This is a genomic window from Marinicrinis sediminis (assembly GCF_042685085.1).
Taxonomy (GTDB): Bacteria; Bacillota; Bacilli; order Paenibacillales; family KCTC-33676; genus Marinicrinis; species Marinicrinis sediminis.
In genome coordinates, this window is sequence record NZ_JBHUMM010000042.1 from 78,331 (window position 1) to 94,642 (window position 16,312).

The 16,312-nt window shown below is 51.5% G+C and carries 15 protein-coding genes and 1 riboswitch; of the genes, 1 reads left to right on the forward strand and 14 read right to left on the reverse strand.

Annotated features, from left to right (window positions below; genetic code table 11):
• The 14 genes from ACFSUC_RS13520 to ACFSUC_RS13585 all read right to left on the reverse strand — a co-directional run bounded on the left by ACFSUC_RS13520 (nucleotide 1) and on the right by ACFSUC_RS13585 (nucleotide 15,516).
• Nucleotides 1–1,119, reverse strand: coding sequence for a CobW family GTP-binding protein (locus ACFSUC_RS13520; protein WP_379930146.1), 1,119 nt, complete (start codon nucleotides 1,117–1,119; stop codon nucleotides 1–3).
• 60 nt (nucleotides 1,120–1,179) lie between these two features.
• Nucleotides 1,180–2,331, reverse strand: coding sequence for a glycine oxidase ThiO (thiO, locus tag ACFSUC_RS13525; protein ID WP_379930147.1), 1,152 nt, complete (start codon nucleotides 2,329–2,331; stop codon nucleotides 1,180–1,182).
• Nucleotides 2,325–3,113, reverse strand: coding sequence for a thiazole synthase (locus ACFSUC_RS13530; protein ID WP_379930148.1), 789 nt, complete (start codon nucleotides 3,111–3,113; stop codon nucleotides 2,325–2,327). The genes thiO and ACFSUC_RS13530 overlap by 7 nt, the downstream gene beginning before the upstream one ends.
• A 3-nt stretch (nucleotides 3,114–3,116) precedes the next feature.
• A complete protein-coding gene (thiS, locus tag ACFSUC_RS13535; protein WP_379930149.1) occupies nucleotides 3,117–3,314 on the reverse strand; it encodes a sulfur carrier protein ThiS in 198 nt (65 codons plus the stop codon).
• 18 nt (nucleotides 3,315–3,332) lie between these two features.
• Nucleotides 3,333–3,986 (reverse strand): thiamine phosphate synthase, encoded by a 654-nt coding sequence (gene thiE / locus ACFSUC_RS13540; RefSeq protein WP_379930182.1) that lies wholly within the window; start codon nucleotides 3,984–3,986, stop codon nucleotides 3,333–3,335.
• 87 nt (nucleotides 3,987–4,073) lie between these two features.
• Nucleotides 4,074–5,114, reverse strand: a complete 1,041-nt coding sequence (locus ACFSUC_RS13545) for a ThiF family adenylyltransferase (protein WP_379930150.1) — start codon at nucleotides 5,112–5,114, stop codon at nucleotides 4,074–4,076.
• Between the two features lie 73 nt (nucleotides 5,115–5,187).
• Nucleotides 5,188–6,978 carry a phosphomethylpyrimidine synthase ThiC gene (gene thiC, locus ACFSUC_RS13550; protein WP_379930151.1) on the reverse strand — a complete coding sequence of 597 codons (1,791 nt, stop codon included), beginning with the start codon at nucleotides 6,976–6,978 and terminating at the stop codon, nucleotides 5,188–5,190.
• A 196-nt stretch (nucleotides 6,979–7,174) separates the two neighbouring features.
• Nucleotides 7,175–7,279: riboswitch (TPP riboswitch) on the reverse strand.
• Nucleotides 7,280–7,488: 209 nt separating this feature from the next.
• Nucleotides 7,489–8,304: a sulfite exporter TauE/SafE family protein gene (locus ACFSUC_RS13555; protein WP_379930152.1), complete on the reverse strand. Its 816-nt coding sequence runs from the start codon at nucleotides 8,302–8,304 to the stop codon at nucleotides 7,489–7,491.
• Between the two features lie 21 nt (nucleotides 8,305–8,325).
• Nucleotides 8,326–9,807 carry a response regulator transcription factor gene (locus ACFSUC_RS13560; RefSeq protein WP_379930153.1) on the reverse strand — a complete coding sequence of 494 codons (1,482 nt, stop codon included), beginning with the start codon at nucleotides 9,805–9,807 and terminating at the stop codon, nucleotides 8,326–8,328.
• A complete protein-coding gene (locus ACFSUC_RS13565; protein WP_379930154.1) occupies nucleotides 9,807–11,597 on the reverse strand; it encodes a cache domain-containing sensor histidine kinase in 1,791 nt (596 codons plus the stop codon). Before ACFSUC_RS13565 ends, ACFSUC_RS13560 begins: the two co-directional genes overlap by 1 nt.
• 49 nt (nucleotides 11,598–11,646) lie before the next feature.
• Nucleotides 11,647–12,411, reverse strand: coding sequence for an alpha/beta hydrolase (locus ACFSUC_RS13570; protein ID WP_379930155.1), 765 nt, complete (start codon nucleotides 12,409–12,411; stop codon nucleotides 11,647–11,649).
• Between the two features lie 23 nt (nucleotides 12,412–12,434).
• Nucleotides 12,435–13,274 carry a carbohydrate ABC transporter permease gene (locus ACFSUC_RS13575; RefSeq protein ID WP_379930156.1) on the reverse strand — a complete coding sequence of 280 codons (840 nt, stop codon included), beginning with the start codon at nucleotides 13,272–13,274 and terminating at the stop codon, nucleotides 12,435–12,437.
• Nucleotides 13,271–14,146 (reverse strand): carbohydrate ABC transporter permease, encoded by an 876-nt coding sequence (locus ACFSUC_RS13580; RefSeq protein ID WP_379930157.1) that lies wholly within the window; start codon nucleotides 14,144–14,146, stop codon nucleotides 13,271–13,273. Before ACFSUC_RS13580 ends, ACFSUC_RS13575 begins: the two co-directional genes overlap by 4 nt.
• An 80-nt stretch (nucleotides 14,147–14,226) precedes the next feature.
• A complete protein-coding gene (locus ACFSUC_RS13585; RefSeq protein WP_379930158.1) occupies nucleotides 14,227–15,516 on the reverse strand; it encodes an ABC transporter substrate-binding protein in 1,290 nt (429 codons plus the stop codon).
• A 230-nt stretch (nucleotides 15,517–15,746) separates the two neighbouring features.
• On the opposite strand from ACFSUC_RS13585, the gene ACFSUC_RS13590 reads away from it, so the two are divergent.
• Complete coding sequence (locus tag ACFSUC_RS13590) at nucleotides 15,747–16,229, forward strand: DUF2188 domain-containing protein (RefSeq protein ID WP_379930159.1); 483 nt, start codon at nucleotides 15,747–15,749, stop codon at nucleotides 16,227–16,229.
• The last annotated feature ends 83 nt before the right edge of the window (nucleotides 16,230–16,312 follow it).

Here is a 16,312-nt window from a genome sequence, read left to right on the forward strand (position 1 = left end):
TCACGATTCATCCAGATCCTCCTGGCAGGCCTCGATTCCGGCTATTAGTTCGGAAGAATTCAGATTTTCTCCAATCAGGACGACTACCTCCGACAAAGTACCCGCGGCTTGCGGATCGATCTTCATGAAGTCCGTCTGGCGATAGGCCAGTTGGAACGCATACAGTTCACCGCTCGTATCTGAAAAACGGACGAGTCCCTTGCCCCGATAAACCTGCTCGGGAAGCGCTCCTAGAAACCGCTCGAATTTCGTACTGTTCAGCGGCTGCTTTACATAATACGTAACCACCATCATATGTGCATGCGGAATCAGCTTTTCCGAGGCGGCCTGATGTGCGTTGTCATCGGTTGGACGATTCACACTGTTGACGCTGTTGATGCTGTCCGCTGCTTGCACGTCATTCATTTGCGCCAGCCACTCGGTCATATTCATTTCGCTGTAGGTCGTCTCCAGCACGGGGGCATGAGACACCTCGGAAATCCATTCTCGCACTTGTTCATGCTGAAGATTCGAAACCAGATCCATCTTGTTCAGCAACAATCGGGACGAGAATCGAATCTGTTCCTTCATTAAACGAAAAGCGGCTCCTTTGCCCTTCTCGATTTGCCTGAAGAGCTGCGGACTGTCCACCAGTGTCAGGATTTCACACAGAGTGATCGGAACGTATAGCGAGGCCTCTGTAATGCCATCGATCAACTCTGCGGGATTGGCTGCGCCTGTAGCTTCTATGAGGATAAAATCCGGGGACTCTGCCTCTACCAGTTGCTTAAGTGCCAGACCCAGGTCACCCCGAATGGAACAGCAGATGCAGCCGGCCAGCAACTCCTCCATCGGAAAGCCCTCTCCCAGAATCACGCCATCAAAATTGACCTCTCCCAGTTCATTCATAATGACCGCAGGCTTCATGCCTTGCTGCTGGATGGCCTGAATGGCTTTGGCCAGCCATGTCGTCTTTCCGCTGCCAAGAAATCCGCTCAGCACCACAACGGGAATCGGCGTATGCATCCCATGATCAGTCCCTAGATCAGTCCCATAATCAGTACCTGGATCAGTCTCGTGATCAGTTCCATGATCACTACAGTGATCCGCACCGTGAACAGGTTGATTTTTCAGTGTCATCTTCATCGTTCCCTTCTCGTTCCTTTCTAGAAACGACTATACGGATCGTGTGGAGCACTGTCAATAAACCGATGAGAATCCAGCGGGAGAAGAAATAGAGCTTGTAAAGCGCTGTGGCTCAAATGCTTGTCTGTACAAGGCACCACGGTTTGCCTCTCCCTCCAGCAAATCTGCCGCAGACTGCGCCGTAACCGGACTGAGCAAAATGCCATTTCGATAGTGACCGGCTGCAATCGCAATCCCCTTCTCCTGATCCGCCCAGCCGAGCAGTGGAAAGCCGTCCTGGGTAGCAGGTCTGAGTCCCGCCCAGCTGAAATGAGGTTCGAGTTGGTTGAGGTGTGGAAAAACTTTGCGACTCCAGCGACATAGCCGCTCAATCCCCTGTTCCGTCACATCCGTACAGAAGCCGGCCACATCTTCCGAGGCGCCTATGACAAAGCTGCCATTGTCCTTGGCGACCATATAACCCTGACTGGAAAATACGATGTGGTGCACCGGAGCCTCTTCTCTCTGGGGAAAGGCACAAATCTGTCCGCGTATCGGGTATACCGGAAGTTCCAGTGACAAAGCTTCTGCGAACATGCCTGTCCACGCGCCTGAACAAATCAGCAACTGCTCATAGGGAATATTCCGGTCTGATCGAGTGATCAGCGTGCGAGCATCCTGCTTCCATCCCGTCACCTGCTCATGCTCACAAATCTGCACACCTGCTTTCTCACAGGCATCCTTCAGCGCCCGTGCATAAGACGGGGCATACAGATGCGCCTCCTCTGGGACATGAACAGCAGCCTGAATCGAAGGGGAGAGTGCCGGCTCCAGCTTGCGCAGCCTTTCTCCCTCTACGATCTCGGCTTCCAGTCCATATTGGCGTTGCCAGTGCAGACGCTTCTCCATCGGCAGCAGATCGGCCTGATGAAAGACCACATTCAGACTGCCTGACTGCCGATATTGTGCGTCAATTTGCGAGAATCGCCCGATCTGCCTAATCCATTCGGGATACAGGCGCAAGCTCTCCTGACTGAACAAAAAAAACGGATCTGCCTGCTCCACGTTTTCTGAATACGGGGTCAGCATACCCGCTGCCGCACCAGATGCCTGACCGCCGCATTCGCCCTGCTCCACAATCGTGACCGCATGCCCTCTCATAGCCAGCTCAAATGCACAGGATAGCCCGATAATCCCGCCCCCGACAATTACAATCTGTTTTACCATGGTACGGACACGCCTTCCAGACTACTGCTTGCCGAAGCATATTTCTTGCGCGGGATTCTTCCGGCCAGGTATGATTCTCTTCCAGCCTCTATAGCCAACTTCATCGCCAGTGCCATCTGAACGGGATTCTTGGCCCTGGCGATCGGCGTATTCATCAATACCCCGTCTACCCCCAACTCCATCGCTTGTACCACATCGGCGGCTGAACCCAGTCCCGCGTCCACGATGACCGGCACGGACAACTCCTCCACAATGATACCGATGTGATACGGATTGAGAATGCCGAGTCCGGTCCCAATCGGAGCGCCTCCCGGCATGACCGCATGGGCTCCTGCTTCCTCCAGCTTCTTGCAAATGACCGGATCATCGGACGTATAGGGCAGAACCGTAAATCCTTCTTGTACCAGCACTTCCGTAGCCCGCAAGGTCTCAAGCGGATCAGGGAGCAACGTACGCTCGTTCACACTGATCTCTACCTTGATCCAGTCACTAAGACCAGATGCCCGGGCCAGGCGGGCAATGCGAATCGCTTCGTCTGCTGTCCGAGCACCCGAGGTATTCGGCAAATATTGAAAACGGCGTTCCATGCCCTCCATATGCTGCAAGATGGAATCATCCTGCGTGGCATCCAGATTCACCCTGCGGATGGCAAAGGTCAGCACATCTGCTCCCGCCGCCTTGATCGCTTCCGTCTGGACATAGGGATTGGGAAACAGACCCGTCCCCAGGAACAGACGGGACTGAAGGGAAATGCCGTTTATGTTCAACCTTCCTTGCTGCATGGTTCAACCTCCCCCTACAAAATGCACAATCTCAATCGCCATGCCCGGAGCCAGTTCACACTGCTCCCAGTCTTCCTTGCGCAAAACCTGACCCTCTGCCTCAACGGCAATCAGACGCCCCGTCATCTTCAGCTCCGTAACGAGCGCTGAGACGGTGCTGACCTGGGTCTCATGCTCAGCGCCATTTAATTGAATGATCATCTCGATGGCCTCCTTCCCTTATCCCTGCCTGCCCGATGCACCGGGCGCAACCGCTTGATTGCGGATGGCGTGTATAAAGGCCTCGCATGTTTGACGCACTTGGGGACTGCCGACGATCTCCGTAACCGCACAGATGCGGCGGGCACCTGCCTGCAACACGTCCGCGACATTGTGCAGCTTGATGCCTCCGATCGCCACCGCCGGAATATCGATCTCGGCCGCCACTTCAGACACATAAGACAGGCCGACCGGGGCCACGACGTCTGATTTGGTCTGCGTCGCATACACGGGGCCGACTCCGATATAGTCCGCACCCTCTCGCTGGGCTGCTATCGCTTCCTCGATCCGATGGGTGGAGATGCCGATGAGCTTGCTTTTCATTTGCTTCCGCGCTTCCGCCAGCGAGAGATCATCCTGCCCGAGATGAACGCCGTCTGCATCTACTTCCAGAGCAAGCTCCACATGATCATTGACGATAAACAGCACCTCATGTTTACGTGTCAGCTCCCGCAGTCGTCTGGCCTTGTGCAGCAGTTCATCCGGGGCACTCCACTTGTCTCTAAGCTGTACGATGGATACACCTCCGAGAATCGCCTGCTCCATCACTTCCACGATATCGCGGCCTGGATGAAAACGCTCATCCGTAATCCCGTACAACTGAAACTGGTTCAACCGCTCGCGCAGCAAGTCTCCATTTCGTTCCTTCATCCCCTGTTCCTCCTGCCTTTGAAATGTCCATTTCTTCGTTCAGCTCATTCGTTAATTGCCAATATATCGAGCATAGAGACTTTTGGCTCTGGAGAGTTCATCCGTACCCTGAATCAGCACTCTGCCATCTGTGAACAGAATCAATCGTTCTCCCTCGGGGAGCTCAACCTTGCACACATAGGGATTGACTTGAACCTTCCCCCATGCACGAAATCGCGCTGCCCATTCCGCCATCGACTGCTCACTAGCGAAGGTCGGGAATTGAAAAGACTCCCTGCCGCACAGATAGACCGCTTCTTCCTCATGAGCCACTGGCTCCAGCGACGGATACCTGTCGCCTCTGCAAACCGGACAGACTGGGCTGCTGTCCGGGATTGGCACCGCCTTGCTTGCAAACGGCCAGCAATTGAGACGCACCCAGAGTCGGTCCGAAGCGTGGCCACTAAGGAGCTTGATCGCTTCTGCCGCTTGCAGGGAAGCCACCATATCGACAGCGGGACTGATGACACCTGCGGTATCGCACGTTTCTCCCTGCATGCTGCCATGGAGGGAGCCGTGCTCATACAGCCCTGTCAGACAACGGAAGCATCCGGTTTCACCGGGAACAAAGGTCGCTGTCATGCCTTCCGAACCGACGACGCCGCTATACAGATATGGCATGCCGAGCTGGTAGCAGGCATCATTGAGCAGGAGTCGAGTAGAAAAGTTATCCGTTCCGTCCAGAACCAGATCCGCGCCTGCCAGCAGCTCCTGCACGTTATCCCGCGTCAAATCGGTCAAATGAGCGGAAATCGAGACATCCTCACGTATGGCTGTCAGCTTCCGTTCGGCTGCTATGACTTTTGGCAGCGCCTGTTCAGCATCGCGCTCGTCGTACAGCATTTGTCGCTGCAGATTGCTTGGCTCCACATAATCACGATCAATGAGTGTGAGACGGGCGACACCTGCCCGTACCATATGATTGGCGAGCACCGTGCCCAGCGCCCCCATCCCGACAATCACCACATGGCTCGTACAGATCGCTTCCTGTCCTTTCAAGCCAATCGGCTGAAACCGCGTCTGGCGCGAGTACCGTTCCAATCGCTCCTCCATGCTGCCCAACTCCTCCCTGCTTCCTTCCCTTGCTTTCCCTTGCTTGCCCTTGCTTGCCTGCGACTGATCGATATTACGCTTTCGTACTATAAATCTGAGCGCCTGCATCCATAAACTCTCTGGACTTTTCTTTCATGCCGGCCTGGAGTGCTGCTTCCTCATCCAGCTGATTCTTTTTCGCATAATCACGCACATCCTGCGTAATCTTCATGCTGCAGAATTTCGGGCCGCACATCGAGCAGAAATGAGCCGTCTTCGCTCCCTCGGCAGGCAGCGTCTCGTCATGAAACTCATAAGCTCTCTCCGGATCAAGGGACAGGTGGAACTGGTCTCTCCAGCGGAATTCGAAGCGAGCCTTGGACAAGGCATCATCCCTGCGCTGCGCATGTGGATGACCTTTCGCCAAATCTGCCGCATGAGCAGCAATCTTGTAAGCCATCAGCCCTTCCTTCACATCCTCCTTGTTTGGTAGGCCGAGATGTTCCTTCGGTGTGACATAACAGAGCATGGCTGTACCGAACCAGCCGATCATCGCGGCTCCAATGGCCGAGGTAATATGGTCATAGCCGGGCGCAATATCTGTCGTCAATGGCCCCAGCGTATAAAAAGGCGCTTCCTGACAAATCTCCATCTGCTTGTCGACATTTTCCTTGATCATATGCATCGGCACATGTCCGGGTCCTTCAATCATCACCTGCACATCATGCTCCCAGGCGATCTTCGTCAATTCACCCAGCGTCTCCAGTTCAGCAAATTGCGCTTCGTCGTTGGCATCGGCAATGGAACCCGGGCGAAGGCCGTCTCCGAGAGAAAAAGCCACATCATACCGCTTCATGATCTCGCAGATTTCTTCGAAATGGGTATACAGGAAATTTTCCTGATGATGAGCCAGACACCATGCAGCCAGGATGGATCCCCCTCTGGATACAATGCCGGTTGTGCGTTTCGCGGTGAGATGAATGTACGGCAACCGGACGCCTGCATGAATGGTGAAATAATCGACGCCTTGCTCTGCCTGTTCGATCAGAGTATCCCGATAAACTTCCCAGCTGAGATCCTCAATGATGCCATTCACCTTCTCCAGTGCCTGGTAAATCGGAACGGTCCCCACCGGCACCGGACAATTGCGAATAATCCATTCACGAGTCGTATGGATATGCTTGCCGGTGGACAGATCCATAATATTGTCTGCTCCCCAGCGAATCGCCCAAGTCATCTTCTCTACCTCTTCCTCAATGGAAGACGTAACCGCAGAATTGCCGATATTGGCATTCACCTTGGTATGGAAATTGCGGCCGATAATCATCGGTTCGCTCTCAGGATGGTTAATGTTGCTCGGAATGATCGCACGCCCTTCCGCTACTTCCTTGCGTACAAACTCGGGCTCGACTCCTTCCCGAATCGCGATGAATTCCATTTCCGGTGTAATCATCCCTTTGCGTGCATAATGCATTTGTGTGACGTTTTGCCCTGCTTTGGCCCGCACAGGCTGTCGTTTCAGACCTGGAAACTGCAGTTTCTCATGCTCTGCGTCCAGCTGCTTCACCCCATCATCCTGCGGCTTGATCAGTCGGCCTTCATACGATTCCACATCCCCACGCTCTGCGATCCAGTTCTGACGGATAGGAGGCAGTCCTGCCTTGACATCCAGCTGCTGCTCCGGGTCTGTGTAAGGTCCGCTCGTATCATACACCGACAATGGCGGGTTCTGTTCTGCTCCTGCATCCGTGACGGTCGGCGACTGGGAAATCTGGCGCATCGGAACACGCAGATCCTCCCTGCTCCCCTCTACATATACTTTCTGGCTTCCTGGCAACGGCTTAATGTGCACCTCATGCGGCGTCATCGCTTGATTATTCTTCATTCGTCCTCTTCCTCTCCTCTCGATTCGTTGTGCTGCCAAACAAAAAAACCGCTCCAACGTGGGAGCGGTTTCGAAAGACGTATCGATTCACAGGCGATTCACAGCATACAGCTGTCCGTCATCACGATCAGGTCATGCCCTTTCTGCTTCAAAGCAGAGCACATATGACATGATCATCACGATGCCTGGTGAATGGCTACATTTCCGTCCACTTTCCTACGCTGGTATGATCCAGATCAGGTTCAAAGGGACCAAGACCGGAAGGTCTTATCTCAGCCCGAAGGCGCCCCTAGTGGTACATGTGAGAGATGTGCGCAGCACGCCACATCTCATCCATCCGTACTTCAAGTTATGCGGTTCTACTAATTAAAATACCTTTCTTTTCCTCAAGTTGTCAACCATATCGGACCGATTTCACAGCACGGATCATCATCACTTGTTCTCTTTCCCACTCTTTTACTCACTCTCTATCTCACTCTTTGACTTCCTTTCTATCTCACTTTCTGATCCCTACATCGCGTCCCAGATCATTTTCACACCGACGAAAATGAGAACGATCCGGAGCAATATGACCAGCCCGTTATTGTTTAGCTTCTGATTGAGCCAAGCGCCCCATTTCCCGCCGAACCAGGCACCGGGAACGAGCAGGGCCATGAGCAGCCAGTCGACATTGCCGAGCTGAATATGGGTAATCGAGCTGACCGTAGCCGACAGGGTAATCATGAACATCGAGGTCGCAACCGCCACCCGAGCCGGAAACTGAAACAGCAGGATCATGGCTGGAACCATCAACGAACCGCCCCCAATACCGAACAAACCGGAGATCAGTCCCACTACAAAACCGATCAGTACCCCGACGAGCAAGGGATAGCGATAAGCCTCCCCGTCCGCCGGGTCAGCAGGGCGCCCTTCGACCATCCATCTGCCACGTAGTGGAATCGGCTTTAGGCGGTTTCGGAAGAGGAGAAGGAACGAAACCGCAATCATGAACAGGCCAAAGTAAAGATAAAACCCGTTCACATCCAGCCGCTTGTTCAGCAAGGCGCCGATGATGGCACCAGGACCACTGCCCGCAAACAGCACGAGTCCGCTTTTGACATCCACCTTCTTCTGCTTGAGGTAGGCGGTCGTCGAGGAAAGTCCGGTAAAAATAATGACAAACAACGAAGTGCCGACCGCGATCTGAGGCGTCACATAGGCTAAATCTGATACGACCGAGGCCATATAGAGCAAGGCAGGCACGACGATAATGCCGCCGCCAAGCCCGGCGATGCTGCCTACTGTTCCCCCGATGATCCCGATGAGCACGAGCAGCGCATAAATCATTCACTCACCCTCTTCTTTTCTTCAGGCATGATCCTGCGATTTTCGATAACTGCCGGGCGTTTGACCCGTACTTTTCTTGAATGCCTGCACGAAGTAGGAGGGATCATTATAGCCGACATGCAGGGCGATATCCTTCACATTGACCTTCTGATTGGTCTCCAGCATTTCAATCGCCTTCTCCATTCTGACATGCACCAGATATTCAGACAGTCGCTGACCTGTCACCTGCTTGAACATGCGGCTCAAATAGGAGGGGCTGACATAATAATGATGACGAGCAATTTCATCCAGGGAGAAATCATACATATAGTGTTCATCAATATATTGCTGGATATCGGCAATCATTTCGTCCTTGGGGAGGCTCTTCTGCTTGCGTTGTTGCACCAGCCGGCTCATGATCTGATCCAGATAGCTCATGACTTCATCCATATGGCGGAACTGGCTCCAATCCAGCTGATCCACCATCATCGTCACTTCCGTCTCCATCTGTTCATTACTGTGCTGCGCAACCAATCGACAGGCACGGAGCACATCTGCACTAAAACGATATAGTTGCAGCAGTGACTTCTTCTGCACGATCATGCCATTCATGACCGTATGTAAAATGCGCCTGCAAGCATCCAATTGACCGGTTTTCATATAAAAATACATGTTTTTTGTAATCGCATGCAAGGAGGACGGGTTCTCCTGTTCCTCACTCGAAAGCTGTCCATACCGATACAACAGGTTCCAGCCCGTCAACAGGCGGTGATGCAAGGCAAATACAGCCTCTTCATAGGCAATAGGAAGCTCGGACAATGCATGATGCTCTCCACTCATTCCTGCGGACCATGCCAGCTTACTGTTCCTCATTGCAAGTTGAAGCTGATTCCGCATCTCCACCACCTCATCCGCTTGCACCGCCACCAGTAACCCGGCGTGATGCGTCCAGCTTCTCACGACGAGGGCCTCGGTCCCTTCCAGCTGCTGTCTCATTTCATGTTCTGCATGCAGGTCTGGTTCAGTCAGTTGAATCAGGCATAGCGCATAGGAGCTCTGTAAGCTCGGCAAGGTACGCAGCTTGTCCAGCAGATCCCCACTCGCCTGCCCCTGCACAGCACGTGTGAACCATTCCCGTCGCTGCGCATGGCGATTTTGCGCATGCCGCTCGGCCAACTGATCCAGTATCGGAATAAGCTCCCGGTTCTGAATCGGTTTGAGCAGGTAATATTTGACGCCGTATTGCATAGCCTGCTGAGCATAAGAAAACTCTGCATGGGCACTCAATATGATAATCTCGGCGACATGATGCCGAGAGCGCAGATTCTCGACAAGCTGTAGACCATCCATTTCCGGCATTTTCATATCGGTAATCACGAGATCCATCGGAATCGTCTCCAGTTTCTGCAGCGCTTCCCTCCCATTTTCCGCTTCCTCGATCCCAACCTCCGGATTCCATTTGCGCAGTTTGGCCATCATCCCTTTTCGAGCATAATATTCGTCATCTACCACGATAATGTTCATCACGTGATCACCTCCTGAATCGGAATACGCATTTGAACCACAGTTCCGACCTGAGGCAGGCTGCGAATGGACAAGCTTGCTGCTTCCCCATAATCATGTTGCAGTCGGAGATAGATATTCGCAAGACCCAGATGATCAGAAGGATGTCCCTCCCGAAACCATTGCCGCAACTGCTCCTGCCGTGCTGCACTCATTCCTGCACCATTGTCACGAATTGTGAAGCAGATCGTATGTTCATCCCGTTTGGCACGAACTTCAATCTTTCCTTTTCCACCCAGCGGTTCAAGCCCGTGCGACAAGGCATTCTCCACAATCGGCTGAATCAGAAACTTGCGCATGGGCATCTCCGCAATCGACTCATCGAGTTCCACAGAGACCTGTAAATGAATAAATCTCACCTGCTGGACAAGGAGGTAGTGCTGAACGTGTTGAAGCTCTTCCCGAACGGTCACCCTGTCCCCTGATCTCAGATTGTAGCGGAACATTTGAGACAGGCTGTCGGACAAGGTTTGAATTTGCGGTATATCATGAATCTCGCCCAGTGAACTGATGTTGTTCAGTGCGTTGTACAGAAAATGCGGATTGATTTCCAATTGTAGCATTTTCAACTCTGCCTTCTTCTGTTGCAGGACAGCCCGGTATTCTTTCTCAATGCTTTCATTTAGCTGCTCGATCATCTTGTTGTAGCTGTTCATCAGCTGCTGAAACTCGGGATTGCCCGGTCTCAGATCCTCTATCGGCTCCAGTCTACCTTCTTCCGCTTTTCGCATCGCCAGACGTATGCGCTGAATCGGCTTCGTGATCTGCATGGAGAAGATCGTTGCCAGCAGTAGCACCCCTCCCCATGTGAGCAGTAACACGACCAGGAAAGATTTCAAGCTTTGCTGAAAACTGCTTACATAGACGCTGCGAGGGACGTATTGCACGATATGCCAGCCGGTTTCCTGATGCCGTTCGACATAAACCAGCACCTCCGAACCCTCTTCCTTTTCAAAGGAAAGCCGCCCTTCCTGAACGTCAGCTGTCTCCATGACTTGTTGCTGCAGCTGCTCCAACTCAGAGGGTTGCCAATCTCCTTCCTTTCTCGATTGATAAATCAGTCCCTGATCATCCAGCACCAGGGTATGTACACCCGGGCGCTTCCAGTTCCGCACGCCCAGGATCGTCTGAAGGGAATCATAGCTGATATCGATATTGGCATATCCAATCGGAGTCAAAGAAGACTGCCAGTCTCCAAGCACATAGACGACAGACAGCAGTTGGGTCGGGTTCTGATTGAAATCATCTTCGTACACCGAGGTAATGAATTTCCCCTCATCCTGTAGCATCGCGAGCGGGGCCCACTTCTGAATACGCTCAAAGCTGTTACGCTCAGACCCCGCGTTGCTGTATATCTGATCATTTCTACCGACGAAAGTCACCCCAGATATCTTCGGATTGAGCCGTACGGCATGATCGATGGCACTCTCTACTTTGCGCAGATCAGACACATATTCCATCCCCGTCTGCACATAGGGCTTGTTTAGAATGTCCGCAATCTCAGAGTCAATGACATGCATGAGCGCCACGCGATCGACCTCATCCAGCAGGGTGTTGATGCTTTGCAGCGTCTGCTGGTTCAAGGTTTCAGCAAAATCATAATACTGTTCTTTCGTTTGCTTGTAGGTATTGAAGCCAAATATGACACAAGCCGCAATCGCAGGAATCATAGAGACGAGCATATAGGTTAGAAACAACTTGCGCCGAAAGGGAAGCTGCCGGAATCGACGCTTCCATATCTTACGGTTCATTCATCTCCCTCTTTTCCGAAGAGGTTCCGACTCTCGCGGGACCGTCATGCTAGGTCTGGTCCTGAATAAATTGGACAGAGAGGGTAAACAGCTTCTCTCTCCAGATCCGATTGCTATAGACATGATCTGCGTCCGGCATAAGCGTAACGGATACGCGATCTCCATATGCCGCCTGATAGCGTGCTGCAGCCTGATGGGCAGGAACCACGTCATCTGCTTCGCCATGAATCATTCGAACTGGACCGGGATAAGCCTCGATACCGTGCGTGACATCCCATGCTTGCAAATCTTCGAAGAAAGCAGCACCCAGCACCAGCCCTCCCATCTCTCTCGAACCGTCTGCCTGCGCAGGCAATTCGCGGTGATAACGGGCGGCCTTCTCATTGAACGTTCCAGCCGGGGACCAGAGGCACAGTTTGGCAAGACCCGATGTACGGGACGCAACTTGACTGGCGACCACCCCTCCCAGACTGAAGCCCAGCAGATAGATCCGATCCGGATCCACCCAATCCATTTGCTTGGTATGATCCACGATGGCCAGTCCATCCTCAATTTCCCTGGAAACGGTCATCTCGGCAAATGTACCATCACTATCGCCTGATCCATTGAAATCGAATCTCACACAGCCTATGCCATGCGTATCCAGGTAATCGGCAAATTGGCGAAACAAGAATTGATTCTCGCCTTTATGTCCGGTAAATCCGTGAAACATGATGACGACTGGCGAAGTTTGATCGGTTGATGACGTCTTGGGCTGGTGAATCATGCCTCTTAGCGTTCTGCCTGAGTGTGTACATTGTGTTGGGGTCATCATGGGTGGTTCCCTCCTGGTTACGATTAGCTTTTAATCGCTCCATCTGTCAGTCCACTCACGATATAACGTTGTGTGAACATGTACATGATCATAATCGGAAGCATGGACAGAACATAGGAAGCGAAAGCCAGATTATAGTCAAAGCTGTATTGCGATTTGAAGTTATACTGGAACAGCTGCAGTGTCCAATATTCCGAAGATTTATTCAGAATAATGAGAGGCAGCAGGAAATCATTCCAGATCCACAGTGCCTTAATAATGACAATGGTGAAGGTAATTGGCTTGAGCAGCGGCCATACGATGCGGAAAAAGATCTGCCAGATGCTGCAGCCGTCCATCACACCCGCCTCCTCAATTTCCAGTGGAATCGAGTTGAGGTATCCGACACAGAGAAATACCCCTTGGATGAAGGCGAAAGTCACATACAATATAATAATGCCCGTCTGATTCATCAAGTGCAGCGCGCTCATCTGTTTGACCAACGGCAGCATAATAACTTGAAAAGGCACAAACATCCCGCCAATAATCGCCACGTACAGCCAGCGGTAAAATCGCTTGTGGATGTTACGTGAGATCGAATAGGACACCAGTGGAACGATGATCAGGATAATCAGCACGGATACACCTGTAATGATGACGGAATTCATGACATACGTCCAGTAATTACTTTTTTGAATGACTTCCGTAAAATTCCCTAAATAGAAGGAACCTGGCAATGAAAAAAAACTCTCTGCCGACTCTTCCGGTGTTTTCATGGCGGTAAACAACGTGACGGCCAGCGGGAACAGAATCATGGACACCCCAATCAGAAGAAACAGGAAGCGCAGCGTTTTCTGCCCATTCAATCGTATGTTCATATTCATTGCTGACCCACACCCTTCCGGTTTAAGAAGTTAATTTGTACCACGGCGATCAGGACGAACAGGATGAAGAGCACAATCGCTTCCGCCGCCCCATATCCAAATTTGAGCTCTGTAAAACCGTGCTGGTAGATCAGCAGCCCAATTGATTCAGTCGCATAGCCCGGCCCTCCGTCTGTCATCGCTTTAATATAGTCAAATACCGTAAGCCCAGATTTCATCACCAGCACCAGATTGACGGTAAACATCGGGACGAGAAAAGGGAAGGTAATGTTTTTAAATTTATCCCATGCATTGGCGCCATCCATCGTAGCCGCTTCATACATGTCTTTCGGAATACTCTGCAAGCCCGCAAGGAAAATGACGGCTGGAATGGCAATCCCCTGCCACACGTTCGCAATCAGAATCCCAATCATGGCGCCATTTGAACTGCCAAGGATATTTTTGGACAGCGCATCAATCCCGAGTGCCCTTCCAATCTCCGGTAGGACACTGTAGAACACCTGGTTCCAGATCAGTCCCACAGTAATCAGACTCAATACAGCCGGAAAGAAAAAAATGCTGCGGAAGAACGTGTTGAATTTCAATTTCGAATTGAGCAGCAAGGCGATAAGCAATGAAATCACCAGTACGAAAAACACGAGGAATCCCGTATACTTCAGCGTAAAGATCAGGGAATGCATAAACCGCTTGTCTCCGAGGATCTCCAGATAGTTATGTAGGCCAATCCAGTTGAAATCTGGTGATATGCCATTCCAGTCGGTCAGACTGTATTGAAATCCTTTCATTACCGGATAGATATAGAAGATTGCATAGAGCAACAGGGCCGGCAAGGTAAAAAGGAAATAAATATGTTTGTTCTGTTCTCTCCACATAGGCTCACCCCATCTGTCATGTCTGTCTGTGCAGAAAGAAGGGCATAGCGGTCAACCTGCTGCACTATGCCCCTTTCCGACTATTCCTGTTTATCAAAGAAAATGCTGTCCATTTCATCCATGAACATCTGTGGATCTTCACTCGCAATCAGATTCTGAACTGCCTTGCGATGCTGATCATCCATGCCTGGCAGCCATTTGGTGTTCGGGAAAATATAGCTCTCTCCTGCATCCATTTTCTTTGACAGCAGCTCATACTCCTTGACATCTGTCTGCACATCCTTAATGGCCGATGGAGATTTGTCCAGACTGGAATAAATTTGCGCATGTTCAGGCTCAGACATATAGCTGACGAACTGCTTTGCCGCATCCGGGTCTTCTGCGCTTGCCGCAATCGCAATCGCACTGTCGATGTTAATCATCACCTTTGTCTGGTCAGCCTGCTCGGCTGGCAGCGGGAACATGGCGAATTGGAGCGAAGGATTGGCTTTCTGAATCGAAGGAATATTCCAGATTCCCTGGAAGAACATCGCCGCATTGCCTGTCGCAAATTCACGTGTGGCGTCATCATAGGAAGTACCGAGAGAGTCACCTGTCGAGTAAGTTCGCATCTCGAGCATTTTTTCGGCGACACGTTCCAGTTCAGCCAACTCATTCAGGTGTTGTTCGCCACTGATCGCCTTTACAATGACGTCTCCGTTGTCAGGCAGCGTCAGTCCATACTGGGCTTGCGCCTCAAATCCGATCGTCCATGCATCCTTGTCAGGGAACACGAATGGCGTGATGCCTTTGTCTTGCAAGGATTGAGCGATCTGGATCAACTCATCATATGTTTGGGGAATGGCCAGGCCATGCTCTTCGAACATATCTACGTTGTAAAATACCCCAACGGTATTGAGTGCTACAGGCATTGCATACACTTTGCCATCCATTTTGAGCATTTCCAGAATTTCCGGTTTCACATTGTCCAGCATCGGGTCACCCGTCAATTCCATGACCATCCCTGAACTCACACGAGCCTTGAACTCTGCTTTTAGCGGCCAGTCAGTGAACACTGGCGGCATATCATTACTGGCCATACGGGTGATGAGAACCTTGCTGCTGTCCGGCACATTGTTTTGCTTCATATTGACTTCTTTGTTGTCTGTGTTGAAGGCGGAGATCAGTTGATCGAACGTCTCAACGGCTTCACGCTTCTGCTGGAAAAACTCAATCTCTACCGCTTCCTTGCCATTTGCCTGCTGATTGGATGCACCATTGGCCGACTCATTCTGATTGTCCGAAGAACAGGCGGCCAGCCCGAATACGAGCAGTGATGCCATCACCATGCCCAAACCTCTCTTCATCTGTCTACCCCATTGTTTTCCCATATGTATCCCCCTCTGTGCATAAATGCATAAATAAATTGGTCGATCCAACTTTTTGAACCATTGTAATCAAAGGCGCCCTTGATATCCATTATGTTAGCATGTAAGCGATTTCAGAAGTATAAGCATTCTGAACGATCGCATATAAGAATATGAACCTTCGTTTCATTCCATTTTCCCAAGGGTATGTGAGAGAAGACACCCATGTATTCCAATAGAAGGAGTGAATGTGCATGCCTTGGAGCAAGCAGGATTACCCTTCATCCATGAAAAATCTGGATGAACACGTAAAGGAAAAAGCAATCGAAATCGGAAACTCCCTGCTGGAGAATGGTTATGAAGAGAATCGGGCGATTCCGATTGCCATATCACAGGCGAAAGAATGGGCAGAGAACCATTCTGCATCCGCCTCGTCAGACACCCCGTCCCGACACACATCGTCGCAGTCGTCCTCTTCATCCCAATCGTCATCGTCTTCTCAGTCTTCTTCCTCGGCCAGCGGAAATGAAGCGGATATTCCGTACCACGTGCTTCCTGACAATGGTGAATGGATTGTGAAACGGGAAGGTCACGATCAAGTCCTCCTGCGGAGCCAGAAAAAGGATGAGGTACTGGAGAAGGCGAAACAGTGGGGAAGCAGCAAGCAAACCCGTGTCTATATTCATCGTGAGAATGGCACGATCCAGGAAGTTCAGCAATATGCCGAAATGTCATGATGGACATAATGGCATGTCAAAACGCCCCAAGCCACACAAAGATGGCTTGGGGCGTTTGTACGTTTATCGGTCGCTCCCGAAAG

What these genes read in the sequence shown, in the direction of transcription:
- ACFSUC_RS13580 (WP_379930157.1), bottom strand. Translation starts at nt 14,146, where the DNA reads ATGTGGAGAGAACAGAACAAACATATTTATTTCCTTTTTACCTTGCCG.
- thiO (WP_379930147.1), bottom strand. Translation starts at nt 2,331, where the DNA reads ATGGTAAAACAGATTGTAATTGTCGGGGGCGGGATTATCGGGCTATCC.
- thiC (WP_379930151.1), bottom strand. Translation starts at nt 6,978, where the DNA reads ATGAAGAATAATCAAGCGATGACGCCGCATGAGGTGCACATTAAGCCG.
- ACFSUC_RS13570 (WP_379930155.1), bottom strand. Translation starts at nt 12,411, where the DNA reads ATGATGACCCCAACACAATGTACACACTCAGGCAGAACGCTAAGAGGC.
- ACFSUC_RS13590 (WP_379930159.1), top strand. Translation starts at nt 15,747, where the DNA reads ATGCCTTGGAGCAAGCAGGATTACCCTTCATCCATGAAAAATCTGGAT.
- ACFSUC_RS13530 (WP_379930148.1), bottom strand. Translation starts at nt 3,113, where the DNA reads ATGCAGCAAGGAAGGTTGAACATAAACGGCATTTCCCTTCAGTCCCGT.
- ACFSUC_RS13545 (WP_379930150.1), bottom strand. Translation starts at nt 5,114, where the DNA reads ATGGAGGAGCGATTGGAACGGTACTCGCGCCAGACGCGGTTTCAGCCG.
- ACFSUC_RS13565 (WP_379930154.1), bottom strand. Translation starts at nt 11,597, where the DNA reads ATGAACCGTAAGATATGGAAGCGTCGATTCCGGCAGCTTCCCTTTCGG.
- thiS (WP_379930149.1), bottom strand. Translation starts at nt 3,314, where the DNA reads ATGATCATTCAATTAAATGGCGCTGAGCATGAGACCCAGGTCAGCACC.
- ACFSUC_RS13520 (WP_379930146.1), bottom strand. Translation starts at nt 1,119, where the DNA reads ATGACACTGAAAAATCAACCTGTTCACGGTGCGGATCACTGTAGTGAT.
- ACFSUC_RS13560 (WP_379930153.1), bottom strand. Translation starts at nt 9,807, where the DNA reads ATGAACATTATCGTGGTAGATGACGAATATTATGCTCGAAAAGGGATG.
- ACFSUC_RS13575 (WP_379930156.1), bottom strand. Translation starts at nt 13,274, where the DNA reads ATGAATATGAACATACGATTGAATGGGCAGAAAACGCTGCGCTTCCTG.
- ACFSUC_RS13555 (WP_379930152.1), bottom strand. Translation starts at nt 8,304, where the DNA reads ATGATTTATGCGCTGCTCGTGCTCATCGGGATCATCGGGGGAACAGTA.
- ACFSUC_RS13585 (WP_379930158.1), bottom strand. Translation starts at nt 15,516, where the DNA reads ATGGGAAAACAATGGGGTAGACAGATGAAGAGAGGTTTGGGCATGGTG.